The sequence below is a fragment of the Marinomonas maritima genome, from assembly GCF_024435075.2.
In the GTDB taxonomy this organism is placed as follows: Bacteria; Pseudomonadota; Gammaproteobacteria; order Pseudomonadales; family Marinomonadaceae; genus Marinomonas; species Marinomonas maritima.
Window position 1 is genome coordinate 740,547 of sequence record NZ_JAMZEG020000001.1, and the last position, 14,014, is coordinate 754,560.

Genomic DNA, 14,014 nt, shown 5'->3' on the forward strand with positions numbered 1-14,014 from the left:
CATAATTAGTCTTACTCTGTGGAATAACCAAATTGGAGAATTTCCTCTTGAACATCGACACGCATTATAAATGCCATAAAAATATTCGCTAATTCGATATTATGTGTACGAGTCAGAATAACGGCAGCTTGGTTGATTTTACCATGGAGCTTATTAGGCACGCTTATAAAATGGCCTTTTTTTTGCCCTGTTAATACCTGCGATAAGGCGACAAAACCTATTTCAGCATTTTGCGAATACACAAACTGATACGTCTGCCCTATATTTTCACCTTGTACTATTTTGTTCTTAACGTCGTCCCAGATAGGTAAATTGCGTAGGCTTTCTTCCGCTGCTTTGCCATAAGGGGCTAATTTTGGATTGGCAATGGCGATACGTTTTGCTCTCAAAATAGCGTCTTTCAAGACGATTTCAGGAATGGGGTTTATTGACCAAAGTGCCAATTTTCCTCTGGCATAAATAATCAAGCTGTCTGGTAGTGCGAGTTGTTCTTTGATGAGAGTTTGTGGTTTGGTTAAATCCGCAGAAAGAAAAATATCATAGGGTGCATTATTTTTAATTTGTGCGAAAAATTTTCCTGAGGAACCAAACGACAGCTGTAACGAATGTCCTGTTTCTTGCTCAAACTTTGCCGCTAGCTGCTTTATTGGTGATATGAAGTTAGACGCAACAGCTAAACGTAAGGTGTCTGCAAGAGAGGGAGAAGGGCTAAATAATATACAAAAAAACAGGACAGAGAGAACAATTTTCTTAGCGTAGATTTGAATATGTTGAGCAACTAAAAGCGTCTTGTCCGTCATGCTTTTTCATGTGATCCAAGTTTTAAGGCGATACTACTAAGCCAGTAATAAATAACAATTCCCTTGCTCTATACCGACTGTCGCCTTTTTCAAATGGCTGCCTATGCAAGGACCAATAATGCAAGTGCCATCCAGTGGAGAAAAAAGGGCACCATGGTGATGGCACTTTAAATAATCTCCTTCTTCATCTAGCACAGAGTCAGACGAACAATTTAATGGTTTCTTTTGATGTGGGCAAAGGTTTTCATAAGCAATGATTTGCCCTTTTTGCTTAGTGACTAAGAAGTTATATTTTTCTACTGTGATGTTCAGCGCTTTGCCTTCAGGAAGGTTTTGCGTATTAGGTATAAGATGTTTATTAAACACGTGATTACCGCACTTTTTTATAATGAATGTTGTTTATTTCTACAGAATTGACGCTTTCCATAATGATGCGAGTTAGGATGGTTTTTTATAGAAATCGCGTTCTCGTGGTGTTTTCTTTCAATTCTGATGCCGACTTCATGTATATAATTAAGGAAAATGTCAGTTAAATAAACTTTCCGTGAGCAAAGACTCTAAAGCGCTACGATAGATGAGTCAATATGTAAGAATTAAGTTAGTTCGTTTTTGATCGTTGCCTGCGTGCAATAAGCTCCTTATACTAACCTGCTATGCCTAAAAAAACGCCAATAAAATCTTCACGTAAGTCATTGACTCAACCGAAAAAAACACCTAAATCTTCTTTTTTGAAGAGGATGTTTCGTATCCTTTTTAAGTGGGGGGTTATTTTTAGTTTGGTGGCCAGTATTCCTTTTTCTGGTTGGGTGTGGTGGTTAAACGGTCAGGTTGTTAGTCGTTTCGAGGGGCAGAAATGGCAAGTTCCTTCGGAAGTTTACAGTGCGCCCATCATTCTGATAAGTGGTGCACCTTGGAAAAAGCAAGACCTCGAAAACCTCTTGGAGGAAACTGGCTATCGATTTGGCAGAAACAGCCAGAAAGTCGGTTGGGCCGCTCGAAGTCGAACAAAAGTTAGCGCGCATTTACGTTCCTATGTTGACCACCTTGGCTTTCATGAAAGTGAAAGACGTATTTTTTCTTTTCAAAATGGGCGTTTAGTGATTCAAGCCTTAAACGGCGATGAAATAGACGAAGCACGAATTGAACCTCAGCGCATCGGTTTCTTGTATGGCGGCAACACCGAAAGCCGTCAAATCTTAACGTACGATGAAATCCCCAAGCCTTTAATGGCTATTTTGATCGCGGTAGAAGATCAGGAATTTTACCAGCATTGGGGGATTTCGTTGACGGGGATTGCTCGTGCGGTGGTGGTCAACTTTACTCACGGTTCTCGTCGTCAAGGTGGCTCGACGCTGACTCAGCAGCTTGTTAAAAATATGTATTTGAGTTCAGAGCGAACGTACACTCGAAAGCTGACCGAAGTCGTGATGAGTTTGTTACTTGAATATCATTATTCGAAAGAAGCCATTATTACCGCTTATATGAACGAGGTATATTTGGCTCAATTAGGCAGCAGTGCTTTGCACGGGTTTGCAGCGGCTAGCCAGCATTTCTTTGGCCGTCCAGTGAACGAGCTTAACATTGATGAATTTGCTCTTTTAGTGGGCATGGTAAAAGGTCCATCCTTGTATAACCCTGAACGCTCTCCAAATCGAGCAAAAGCTCGGCGTAATACAGTATTGGCGGTATTAAGAGATCAAGGGCGCTTATCTGATTCAGACTACAAGCGCTTAATAGAGCAACCTATTCGCCTTGCCAGTAAGCAAAAAGAGCGTTCTGTCTATGGTGATTATTTGGATTTGGTGGCGATGCAATTGTCACGAGATTTTGATGAAGCCACATTGGCGACAAAAAATTTACGCATTTATACCGGTGTCGATATACGTGCTCAGCGAGCGGCGAGTATTGCCATGCGACGTCAAGTGGCTGCGCTAGAGCAGCGGGACCCTAAGTTGAAGGGGCTGCAAGGCGCTATGGTGGTTACCGATAGATTGTCAGGTCAAGTGCGTGCCGTTGTAGGATCTAGTGGTCAGCATTACACCGGGTTTAACCGCGCTTTAGGGGCGGTCAGGCCGATTGGCTCATTGGTTAAGCCCCCACTTTATTTATCTGCTTTAGCAACAGGGCGCTACACTTGGTGGACTGAAATCGAAGATAAACGTCTACGTTTTAATGTTGGTGGTCAGATTTGGGAGCCAGAAAACTACGATAGAAAGACCCATGGTGTTGTGCATCTTTATGAAGCGATGGCGAAATCTTATAACTTGGCGACTGTTTCATTAGCACAACAAATTGGTTTTGATCGGGTGGGTGATACCTTACGTCAGTTAGGCGTGAAGCGTTCCTTTACGATGCATCCAGCGATGGCGTTAGGCGCGTTGGAGTTATCGCCATTTGAGGTGTCGCGCTTATATCAACCTATTGCTTCTCAGGGAAGGAGTAGTGAACTTGGTGTGGTGCTTGCAGTGATGGATCAAAATGATCAGCTATTGAAACGCTTTGATCGTAAAAATGATGTCCCTTTTACGGATGCTTTGTTGGCGGTAACGCTGGATGGTATGACAAAAACACCGAAAATTGGTACCGCTCGAGCGGCTCAAGCGGCTTTTCCAAATTTGAATTTCGCAGCGAAAACAGGCACGACTAACCAGCAAAAAGACAGCTGGTATGTGGGGATTACGGGTGACTATTCTTCTATAGTCTGGCTTGGTGATGACGATAACGTACCATTAAGTATTACTGGTAGTAGTGGTGCTCAGAAAGTGTGGATTGATTTTACTAAAAATGTAAACCCTAGATCATTGCCTGATAGTTTGCCCAGTGGTGCCGCAAGATTCAATGTATTGGACAGTAAGTTTCAGATGGCGGCGGATCGCTGTGAGGATAAGGTCTCGCTCGCTTTTATTTTAGGCACGGAACCAAAAGAAAGTAGCTCTTGCTTCTGGCCTTTTTAAATTTAGTCAGATGAAAAGTAAAAAAATTATTGGTAATTGATTTGTCTTACATTGCCTCTTAGGTTATTGAAAATTAACAATTTAGTGGTTTTTATTTTCCTCATGCCTTTACGAGCATAGAGTTTAAGGTTACTTTGTAAAAGATTGCAGTAAAAGAGTTGGTTAGGTGCTCGTTGGAATGTAGCATTATTTTTATTTGCAAAAGAAAAAGTATCACTTGTTGTTTTAATTTTACTTGTAAGGAAGTAGTGCTATATGCGACTGCATGCATACATGATTAGCTGTTTGATGGCGGTAACTTTTTTTTATACAGGCGTTGCATCTGGGGAAGGGGTTCCACCCCAGCCGTCTTCGTGTACCTCTCTTACTGCGTCGGGAAACTCCGAATACCCTCCTTTTTTGTGGCGGGAGAGCCCAACATCCATTGAATTAAGCGGCGTTAATCGTTTTATTATTGATGAGCTAAGTCAGCGTATTAATATTCCTATTAAACTTATTCATGTTGGTCCTTGGTCTCGCGCTCAAACCGAAGTGAAAAATGGTCGAATTGATTTAATGGCAGGCGCTTTTTATACCAATGAACGTGCGGATTATATGGATTACTTTACGCCAGTGATGTTGCATACGACGAGTGTGGTTTGGCAGCGCAAAGACAAGATGTTTCTATTTAGTAAAAAAGAAGATTTAGAAGGAAAATGGGGTGTCACCGTTATTAATAATAGCTTTGGTCAAGAGTTCGACCAGTATGCTCAACGTAAACTTAATATATTAGCGGTAGCGAGTTTGTCGCAAGCTTTGCGCATGCTAGAAGCGGATCGAGTAGATTATGTTTTGTACGAAAAAAACCCAGCTTATGCTTATGCTACTATGATGAATTTGTCGGAAACGATTGTTCCTGTCATGCCTAACATTAGCAGCGAAGGTTTGTATTTGACTATGTCTAAGAAGTCATCTTGTAATGACAGTAGTATTAAGCGTCGTATTGCGATTGCTTTGCAGGAAATGAAGCAAGATGGTTTTACTGAAAAAGCGCTGGTGGATGGAGTGCAAAAGTGGGAAGCGCGTAGCCGCGTAAATTTATTACTAAAATAAAATAGTAGGAGGCGCGAGGGTGTCGCCCCGGCCTCCCTACTTGTACCATTGCTTTATTGAGAAAGTTATTTATTGAGTAAGGATTGGTATAAATTGATCCATTGATCTGTCACTGCGTCCCAGCTGTAATCGTATCTCATCGCATTCCTCTGTTTTTCCTGCCACTTTTCATTGTCATTGAAGCATTCCATACAGCGTTCCATTGCTGATTTTAAGGACTCTGCGTTGGCTTCTTTAAAGACGAAACCATTGGCGCGCCTTTTATCCTCAAGTACAGCATCCTCAAGTACGGCACTCTCAAATACGGTATCCGCTAATCCGCCAGTGTGCCTTACAACCGGTAATGTTCCGTATTTCAGAGCATAAAGCTGAGTTAATCCGCAGGGCTCGAATCGAGATGGAATGAGAAGGGCGTCGATACCGGCTTGAATCCGATGAGAGTAGTCTTCAAAGTATCCGATGCGAACCGCTACTTGTTCAGGGTAGGTTTTTTGTAGTGCTAAATACCCAGATTCTAAATGCTTATCTCCTGATCCAAGAACTACAAGCCGTGCGCCTTTATCCAATAGAGCTGGCATAACTTCTAGAACAAGGTCTAGCCCTTTTTGTTCTGTGAGTCGACTTACGACACCAAAAATAGGTTTGCTGGTGTCTTCTGATAAGCCATTTTCTTGTAATAAAGCGAGTTTGTTTGCTTGCTTTTGATCGAGGCTTTCTACATCGTAGTTATGTGGAATCAGCGTGTCTTTTTCTGGAGACCATTGATCGTAATCGACACCATTTAAAATGCCAGAGAGCTTCTCTTGCATCGCTCGTAGTGTGCCATCTAAACCATCGCCATATTCAGGTGTTAATATTTCTTGAGCGTAGGTTGAGCTCACTGTAGTGATGGCGTCGGCATACACTAGTCCTGCTTTTAGTCCAGAGAAGCGACCATAGAATTCCATTCCGTGAATACTGAGTAATTCGGGTGATAAATGCATGTCGACAAATTTATCCATGTCAAAGCTGCCGTTATAACGTAAATTATGAACGGTCGTGACAATGGGAAGATGTTCTGTTTTCCACTCCTCTAAATAAGCCGCTGCAAAGCCTGTTTGCCAGTCGTTTAGGTGGAGTATGTCGGCTTGCCAGTCCATCAAGTCACCATGTAAGGCTAATGTAGCGGTGGCCCATGATAGCGCGGCAAAACGTATATGATTATCTGTAAAGTCTATGCCATTTTTATCGACATAAGGGCCATCTTCTCGTTCGTAAAGCGCTTGGCATTGTAGCAGCCAAATAGGCGTATCGTTTTCTGGTATATGGGTCTCAAGAAGGAGTAAATCACCGACTCCAAAAGGATTTCCTAGGTTGATACTCTTTTGAATAGGCGCTACCTTTTCAAGTATGCCTCGGTAAGCTGGCATGATGAGTTTGACATCGTGGCCTTTGTTTCTTAAAGCAACAGGGAGTGCGCCAGCAACATCGGCCAGTCCACCGGTTTTTATTAAGGGGTAAATTTCAGAGGCTGCAAATAGTATCTTCATTGTTGGGCATCTTATTGATTTGGAATGACGATCAGAGTATACCTAAATGTAACTTAATAGAGTGTGTTGATAAAAATTTTAAGGGCATCACATGGATTTAAATACGGCGCGTATGAAAACTTTGTCCATTATTTTAGCCGGTGGACGTGGCTCAAGGTTAAAACAATTGACGGATAATCGTTCTAAACCCGCAGTGCCTATTGCTGGTAAGTATAAGATTATTGATTTTCCACTTTCTAATTGTATCAACTCGGGGATGCGGCGTATTGCTGTTCTGACTCAATATCGATCTCATACTTTGAATCAGCACGTGCAAAGAGGTTGGAACTTTTTACGCTCAGATTTTAATGAGTTTATTGAACTTTGGCCTGCTCAGCAGCAAACGGGTAGCGATTGGTATCGAGGGACTGCTGACGCTGTTTATCAAAACTTGAGTATGATAGACGGGTTGGAAAGTGAATATATTTTGATCCTAGCGGGAGATCATGTTTATAAACAAGATTACAGTCTCATGTTACAGGATCATATTGAAAGTGGTGCGGATGTTACTGTTGCTTGTATAGAGGTGCCTCTGAAGGAAGCAGATCAATTTGGCATTATGCATGTTGATGAAAACGATAATATTATTGCTTTTGAAGAGAAACCTTCTAATCCTCCAACGATGCCAGGCAACCCCGATGTATCTCTTGCTAGCATGGGAATTTATATTTTTAATACCAAATTCCTGTCAGAAAACCTGCGATCTGACGCCCATGATGAGGAGTCCAGCCATGATTTTGGAAAAGACTTGATTCCGTTGTTTGTTGGTCGTAGTAAGATTAAAGCGCATCACTTTTCTCAGAGCGTGATTCATAACACAAGCTATCCTGACACCCCCTATTGGCGTGATGTGGGAACCTTGACAGCGTACTGGGAGGCTAATATGGATTTGACTCGGTTGGTACCTGAGTTGGATTTATACGATGAAGATTGGCCTATTCGAACCGCTCAATATCAGCGCCCAGCCGCCAAGTTTAATTATAATTACGAAGAACGCATTGGTACGGCATTGAACTCGGTGGTGTCGGCGGGTTGTATAGTTTCAGGCTCAACGGTTGAACAATCCATTTTATTTAACAATGTGAGAGTAAACTCTTTTTCTCATGTGAATAAGTCTGTTGTGCTTCCTCGTTGTGACATAGGTCGCTATTGTCGTCTAACGAAAGTGGTAGTCGATTCGGATTGTTGTATTCCAGAAGGGACGGTTATAGGTGAAGACCCTATTGCTGATGCGGCTCGTTTTTATCGCAACTCCGATGGTATTACGTTAGTCACACAGGGCATGATCGAAGCCATGTCTAAGTGACTTTAGGTTAGGTTTTATTCTTTTTTGAAAACCGCTCTTTTGAGCGGTTTTTTTGTTTCTGAGTTAACGTTGGAAGGGGGCTTTTCGATTAGATTGGACAACTTAATAGCAGGCTATTGTCTTTGTGCGTCTTGAAAAATCATAAATGAGTCGCATTAGTAGAGTTTGGTTTTATCATAGAGTCACCAAGAGGGTTATCCCCGTAACCTGTGGATAACCCTCTTGGTGACTCTATGATAACTCACGTAAAGCCAGTCGTTATGCCGCTTTGATCATTGGTGTTCATTTCTTCTTCAGTCTTTGATTTAGCGAACATTATTTAGCTAGAATAGCGCATATATTACTTACCAATGAGGAGATTTCATGTTTACGGGTATTGTTCAGGGCACCGCGACGGTTCAAGCAGCCAGTCAAATTGGGCGTAATAAGCGTCTAGACGTGGTATTTCCTACTGGGGTCATGTTAGGGCAACAACTGGGTGCAAGTGTTGCGATCAACGGTGTTTGTCTTACTGTGGCTGAAATTGGCCATGATGTACTGACATTCGATGTGATTGATACCACGTTAATGCTGACAAATATTGGTCTTTTACAGGCTGGCGACTCTGTGAATTTTGAGCGTGCGGCAAAAATGGGGGATGAAGTAGGCGGCCATATTATGTCTGGTCATATCATGACGTCCGTGAGTGTGTCGCGTATCGAAAAAATAGAAGAAAGTGTCCATATTCGCTTCACCACGGACCGTCAGAATGAGGTAGACGCAAGGCGTTATTTATTTAACAAAGGCTACATTGGATTAAATGGTTCGAGTTTGACAATCAGTGACATTGGCAATGATTGGCTGGAGGTTTCTTTGATCCCAGAGACACTCAGATTGACGACGTTTGGTTCTCTGTCGGTTGGCGATAGAGTGAACTTAGAAATCGATGCACATACTCAGGCAACCGTAGATACTGTCGAGCGTATTCTAAAAGAGAGAGGCATTGTTTTACCGTAAAGATCACGCTTGTATCAATGGTATTGACTCTAACGCGGTTGATCTTTGAAATAAATGGAGTCCTTGCTCGATTTTCGGTAGAATGCACGCCAATTTCTATCCTGAAAACGTGTTGATAACTCTTTTAATTAGATCGATATCATGATGCGAACTAGTTTATGTAACATTTGTATTGAAAAATGTGCATATCCGACCGATTTATCAACAAGTTATCATTCAAGTATCGCTTTTAAAGTGTGAGTAAATAGTGTCCTCTAATAATCTTAAGCACATACGCAATTTCAGTATCATAGCGCATATCGACCATGGGAAATCGACCTTAGCAGACCGTTTTATTCAAATCTGTGAAGGGTTGAGTGAACGAGAAATGTCCGCTCAAGTTCTTGACTCAATGGATATTGAGCGTGAACGTGGTATTACCATTAAAGCCCAAAGTGTGACGTTAGACTATCATGCAAAAGATGGACAAACGTATCAACTGAACTTTATCGATACGCCTGGGCACGTGGATTTTTCCTATGAAGTATCTCGCTCCCTTGCCGCTTGTGAAGGGGCTTTACTGGTGGTTGATGCCGCTCAAGGTGTAGAGGCTCAATCGGTCGCTAACTGCTACACTGCAATAGAGCAGGGCCTTGAAGTAATGCCTGTTCTGAATAAAATTGACTTGCCTCAAGCCGAGCCCGAACGAGTCTGTGCCGAAATCGAAGAAATTATTGGTATCGACGCAATGAATGCGGTGACTTGTTCCGCAAAAACAGGTGTGGGTGTAGACGATGTTCTAGAGCGTTTGATTGCGACAATTCCACCACCAGAAGGGGATGTCGATGCGCCGCTGCAAGCGCTGATTATTGACTCTTGGTTTGATAACTACTTAGGCGTGGTTTCTCTTGTTCGTATTAAACAAGGCACGTTACGTAAAAAAGATAAGATTTTCATCAAATCGACCAAACAAGCTCACCCAGTTGACATGGCGGGTATTTTTACACCAAAACGTAAAGAAACGGGTGTCTTAAGAGCGGGTGAAGTGGGTTATGTTGTAGCCGGTATTAAAGACATTCACGGCGCTCCCGTTGGTGATACCATCACGCATGCTTCTACTCCAGATGTTGCCCAATTAAAAGGCTTTCAAAAAGTGAAGCCGCAGGTTTATGCGGGTGTTTTCCCAGTTAGTTCTGATGATTTTGAAGACTTCCGTGTTGCATTGAATAAACTGACATTGAACGATGCGTCTTTATTTTTCGAACCAGAAAGTTCGGATGCTCTAGGGTTTGGTTTTCGTTGTGGCTTCTTAGGTATGCTGCACATGGAAATCATCCAAGAGCGTCTAGAGCGTGAATACAATTTGGATTTGATCACTTCGGCACCGACGGTAGTGTATGAAGTCGAGTTGAATAATGGTGAGATTGTCAATGTAGATAGTCCATCAAAAATGCCTGATCCTGGCACTATCAAAGAAATGCGCGAACCAATAGTGGAAGCCAATATATTGGTGCCACAAGAATACTTAGGCAATGTCATTACCTTGTGTATAGAAAAGCGTGGCATTCAAAAAGACATGTTATATGTTGGTCGACAAGTACAGTTGCGTTACGAATTACCGATGAGCGAAGTGGTTATGGATTTTTTTGATAAATTGAAATCTTGTAGCCGTGGTTTTGCGTCTTTAGATTATAGCTTCTCTCATTTTAATGCCGCTCCATTATGCCGTTTGGATATCTTGATCAATGGCGAGCGAGTGGATGCATTGGCGCTGATTATGCACAAAGACAACGTGCAATATAAAGGGCGTGCTTTGTGTGAGAAAATGAAAGAACTAATTCCTCGTCAAATGTTTGATGTGGCGATTCAGGGTGCAGTCGGTGCAAAAGTCATTTCTCGAACGACGGTTAAAGCATTACGTAAAAACGTGATCGCCAAGTGTTACGGCGGTGATGTAAGTCGTAAGAAGAAACTCTTACAGAAACAAAAAGACGGTAAAAAGCGCATGAAGCAAGTGGGGAATGTTGAAGTACCCCAATCTGCTTTCCTTGCAGTTTTGCAACTGGATAGCTAGCCAGACAATCAACAGGTGCGCAAAGGTGCACCTTGATGGAGAAATGAAGTATGGGTTTTGATTTCGAATTGATACTGGCCATAGCGTTTTTGGTGACGGGTGTTTTCTGGGTTTACGATCGCATTGTGTATTTTCCTAAACGAAAAGCAGTATTGGCTAACATGGCGCCGGAAACTCGAAGTGCTATCAACAAGGATGCGCAACAACGATTAGCAGAAACACCTAAATTTGTAGTGGAAGTGAAGTCTTACTTCATCATAATAGCGGTAATTTTTGGTCTTCGATCATTCGTTGTAGAGCCTTTTCAAATTCCATCTGGCTCTATGTTGCCTACGTTGAAAATAGGCGATTTTATCCTCGTCAATAAGTTTGACTACGGCCTTCGTTTGCCTGTTTTGAATACCACTATCATTCCGACGACTCAGCCAGAACGTGGTGATGTGGTTGTTTTTAAATATCCTCGTGATCCTAGTATAAACTACATTAAACGCTTAGTAGGTCTTCCCAGAGATAAAATAAGTTATCGCGATAAAGTATTGACGGTCAATGGGCAGCAAGTTAGTAAAGAACTTTTGGCTAAGTTACCTGTGTCTTTGAATCCGAGTCAAGAGCCAGTTGAGCTGTTTAAAGAGAATCTAAGTGGTGTGCAACACAACATTTATAATAGTTTTCGATTTACACCTCATGAAGGAGACTGGGTTGTTCCTGAAGGGCATTACTTTGTGATGGGAGACAATCGAGACAATAGCTCAGATAGCCGATTTTGGAGCTTTGTGCCAGATGAAAATATGAAAGGCCGTGCTTTTTATGTGTGGCTGCATTGGGATGATTTTTTTAGTATCCCGAGCATTAAAAATAACGGTTTGATTGAATAAGTATTTTTTGGAGAAATTTTGAGTTCATCGTATCAGAAGCTGAGTCGGCGAATTGGTTACTTTTTTGCTGACCTTGGACTGCTTGAGCTGGCGCTAACGCACCGTAGTTTTGGTGGGAAAAATAATGAACGCCTTGAGTTTTTGGGCGATTCCATCCTTAACTACGTGATTGCTGAGGATCTTTTTCATCGCTTTCCAAAAGCCAAAGAGGGCGAATTAAGTCGTTTACGAGCATCACTAGTCAAGGGGGATACACTGGCTGAATTAGCACGTGAGTTCCAATTAGGTGACTATCTTAAATTGGGTGCAGGCGAATTAAAAAGCGGTGGTTTTAGGCGTGATTCTATTTTAGCAGACACCGTTGAAGGTATTATTGGCGCTATGTATTTGGATGCTGGTATGGACGTGTGTCGCCAGCATGTTCTGGAATGGTATAAGTCACGTTTGGATGCTATCTCCTTAAAAGGAGTGACCAAAGACTCGAAAACGCTCTTACAAGAGTATTTACAAGCGCGCAAGCATGCACTTCCACAATATGATGTGATAAAGATTGTGGGTGAACCGCACGATCAGACTTTCTATGTACACTGTTTTATAGAGCTTTGTGAAGAAGCCATTGAAGGTAAGGGCAATAGCCGCCGAATCGCAGAGCAAATTGCCGCTGCGAAAGCATTGAAAAAATTGGAAAAGAAAAATGTCTGACGTTGAAGTTGAAGTTACGCACTGTGGTTATATCGCCATTGTTGGTCGCCCAAATGTGGGTAAATCGACTTTGCTTAATCACATATTAGGTCAAAAATTATCCATTACTTCGCGTAAACCACAAACAACACGTGATCAGATTCTTGGTGTAAAAACTGAAGGTCATGTTCAGGCGATTTATGTTGATACCCCAGGCTTGCATTTGGGTGAGACAAAAGCCATTAACCGTATTATGAATAAAACAGCCTCGGCAGCATTAAAAGACGTCGATGTGGTGTTGTTTGTGATTGATGCAGATCGTTGGACTGAGGAAGATGAAGCGGTTCTTCAGAAGGTAAAACACGCACGCTGCCCAGTTATTTTGGTGGTGAATAAAGTAGACCAGCTGGATCAGAAAGAAGATTTATTGCCACGCTTAGCAAATTTGTCTGATCGTATGAACTTTGCGCAAATTGTCCCTATTTCTGCACTGCGCAATAAAAATCTGGATCGGTTAGAGCGTTTGGTAGAAAGTTATATCCCAGAAGGGGTGCAATTTTATCCTGAAGATCAGATTACCAATCGCAGCTCTCGTTTTTTGGCGGCTGAAATTGTGCGTGAAAAGATTACTCGCCAACTGGGTCAAGAAGTACCTTATGAAGTTGCGGTGCAGATCGAAGAGTTTGTCTACGAAGAGTCGGCAATCCACATCAGTGCGCTGATTTTGGTTGAGCGTAATGGCCAAAAGCGGATTATCATCGGTGAACGTGGTGATAAAATTAAGCTTATTGGCAAAGAAGCACGTATTGACATGGAGAACTTATTTCAACATAAAGTAATGCTGAATCTCTGGATTAAAGTCCGTTCTGGTTGGTCCGATGATGAGCGTGCGCTAGCCAGTTTAGGCTATCAGGAAGAGTAGTTCTTAATGCGCGTTTCTGCGTATGTCATCCATACACGCCCTTTTCAGGACAGTAAAATTTTGCTCGATCTGTTAACGCTTGAGCAAGGTTTGATTAGGGGGGTGTGGCGATTACCAAAAAAAGAGGCTCGGGTCATACCTGGGCCTTTTTTATGTTACGAGATGGAGTTTTCTGGTCGTAGTGACTTAAAAACAGTGAAGAGCTTGGAGTCGGTCAAGTCTGCTTCTTCATTAGAAGGACTGCCATTGTATGCGGCGTTCTATGCCCATGAATTACTTGAAAAACTGCTACCAGCTAATTTACCGTTACCTGATATTTACGTGCTATATAAATGGCTAATTGAAAGCTTATATTCAGGTGCGCCGATTGCGCCTCTGTTACGACGTTTTGAAGTGGGGCTATTTTCGGAGTTAGGTGTGGGTATTAATATGGTGTCTACTGGTCGCGGTGACTCTATTGAGGCCCGTCAGCTTTATCAGTTTCACTACAAGTTTGGGCTGCGACCTTATTATGGTGAAATACCAAAGCAAATGCCGATGTTATTTGTCGAAGGGCAGGTTGCATTGAATTACCACAGTGGCAAATGGATGGACAAGCAGGTATTGAGTCTGGCTAAAGAGTTGCATCGTCACTGGTTAGACAGTTTATTGAGCGGTAAGCCGGTTGTGTCTAGACGACTATTGCCAAAACAACCTTTTCAAGGCGAGCGTCATTTGGGTGTGCCTATTTTTCGAGCCTTATAATGGAATCATTGTATAAAGGAGAG

12 protein-coding genes are annotated in these 14,014 nt (G+C 42.2%); 9 read left to right on the plus strand and 3 right to left on the minus strand.

Annotation, left to right across the window (positions count from 1 at the left end; all coding sequences use genetic code 11):
• Positions 1-11: 11 nt before the first annotated feature.
• A complete protein-coding gene (gene modA / locus M3I01_RS03620; RefSeq protein WP_255894222.1) occupies positions 12-800 on the minus strand; it encodes a molybdate ABC transporter substrate-binding protein in 789 nt (262 codons plus the stop codon).
• Between the two features lie 36 nt (positions 801-836).
• Positions 837-1,166: a Rieske (2Fe-2S) protein gene (locus M3I01_RS03625; RefSeq protein WP_255894223.1), complete on the minus strand. Its 330-nt coding sequence runs from the start codon at positions 1,164-1,166 to the stop codon at positions 837-839.
• Positions 1,167-1,537: 371 nt separating this feature from the next.
• On the opposite strand from M3I01_RS03625, the gene M3I01_RS03630 reads away from it, so the two are divergent.
• On the plus strand, positions 1,538-3,754 hold the full coding sequence (locus M3I01_RS03630) for a transglycosylase domain-containing protein (protein ID WP_255894224.1): 2,217 nt from the start codon (positions 1,538-1,540) through the stop codon (positions 3,752-3,754).
• Positions 3,755-4,009: 255 nt separating this feature from the next.
• On the plus strand, positions 4,010-4,846 hold the full coding sequence (locus M3I01_RS03635; RefSeq protein WP_255894225.1) for a substrate-binding periplasmic protein: 837 nt from the start codon (positions 4,010-4,012) through the stop codon (positions 4,844-4,846).
• A gap of 65 nt (positions 4,847-4,911) precedes the next feature.
• Here the strand turns inward: M3I01_RS03635 and glgA are convergent, their stop codons facing one another.
• Positions 4,912-6,375 (minus strand): glycogen synthase GlgA, encoded by a 1,464-nt coding sequence (gene glgA / locus M3I01_RS03640; RefSeq protein WP_255894226.1) that lies wholly within the window; start codon positions 6,373-6,375, stop codon positions 4,912-4,914.
• A gap of 91 nt (positions 6,376-6,466) precedes the next feature.
• Here glgA and glgC point away from each other — a divergent pair, with 91 nt between their 5' ends.
• From glgC to recO, 7 genes are all read left to right on the plus strand, one after another.
• Positions 6,467-7,720 (plus strand): glucose-1-phosphate adenylyltransferase, encoded by a 1,254-nt coding sequence (glgC, locus tag M3I01_RS03645; RefSeq protein WP_255894227.1) that lies wholly within the window; start codon positions 6,467-6,469, stop codon positions 7,718-7,720.
• Between the two features lie 363 nt (positions 7,721-8,083).
• Entirely contained in the window at positions 8,084-8,716 is a 633-nt protein-coding gene (locus M3I01_RS03650) for a riboflavin synthase subunit alpha (RefSeq protein WP_255894228.1), read from the plus strand.
• Between the two features lie 247 nt (positions 8,717-8,963).
• Positions 8,964-10,769, plus strand: a complete 1,806-nt coding sequence (gene lepA / locus M3I01_RS03655; RefSeq protein ID WP_255894229.1) for a translation elongation factor 4 — start codon at positions 8,964-8,966, stop codon at positions 10,767-10,769.
• A gap of 50 nt (positions 10,770-10,819) precedes the next feature.
• The gene (gene lepB, locus M3I01_RS03660) at positions 10,820-11,644 is read left to right on the plus strand and encodes a signal peptidase I (RefSeq protein WP_255894230.1); all 825 of its coding nucleotides are present in this window, start codon (positions 10,820-10,822) and stop codon (positions 11,642-11,644) included.
• 18 nt (positions 11,645-11,662) lie between these two features.
• Positions 11,663-12,346 carry a ribonuclease III gene (gene rnc, locus M3I01_RS03665; protein ID WP_255894231.1) on the plus strand — a complete coding sequence of 228 codons (684 nt, stop codon included), beginning with the start codon at positions 11,663-11,665 and terminating at the stop codon, positions 12,344-12,346.
• Positions 12,339-13,247, plus strand: a complete 909-nt coding sequence (gene era / locus M3I01_RS03670) for a GTPase Era (protein WP_112137215.1) — start codon at positions 12,339-12,341, stop codon at positions 13,245-13,247. Before rnc ends, era begins: the two co-directional genes overlap by 8 nt.
• 6 nt (positions 13,248-13,253) lie before the next feature.
• Positions 13,254-13,991: a DNA repair protein RecO gene (recO, locus tag M3I01_RS03675; RefSeq protein WP_275564920.1), complete on the plus strand. Its 738-nt coding sequence runs from the start codon at positions 13,254-13,256 to the stop codon at positions 13,989-13,991.
• Positions 13,992-14,014 lie beyond the last annotated feature (23 nt).

Excerpts from the sequence above, each read along its gene's own strand:
- M3I01_RS03630 (WP_255894224.1), top strand. The coding sequence starts at position 1,538 with ATGTTTCGTATCCTTTTTAAGTGGGGGGTTATTTTTAGTTTGGTGGCC.
- recO (WP_275564920.1), top strand. The coding sequence starts at position 13,254 with ATGCGCGTTTCTGCGTATGTCATCCATACACGCCCTTTTCAGGACAGT.
- M3I01_RS03635 (WP_255894225.1), top strand. The coding sequence starts at position 4,010 with ATGCGACTGCATGCATACATGATTAGCTGTTTGATGGCGGTAACTTTT.
- M3I01_RS03650 (WP_255894228.1), top strand. The coding sequence starts at position 8,084 with ATGTTTACGGGTATTGTTCAGGGCACCGCGACGGTTCAAGCAGCCAGT.
- modA (WP_255894222.1), bottom strand. The coding sequence starts at position 800 with ATGACGGACAAGACGCTTTTAGTTGCTCAACATATTCAAATCTACGCT.
- lepB (WP_255894230.1), top strand. The coding sequence starts at position 10,820 with ATGGGTTTTGATTTCGAATTGATACTGGCCATAGCGTTTTTGGTGACG.
- glgA (WP_255894226.1), bottom strand. The coding sequence starts at position 6,375 with ATGAAGATACTATTTGCAGCCTCTGAAATTTACCCCTTAATAAAAACC.
- glgC (WP_255894227.1), top strand. The coding sequence starts at position 6,467 with ATGGATTTAAATACGGCGCGTATGAAAACTTTGTCCATTATTTTAGCC.
- era (WP_112137215.1), top strand. The coding sequence starts at position 12,339 with ATGTCTGACGTTGAAGTTGAAGTTACGCACTGTGGTTATATCGCCATT.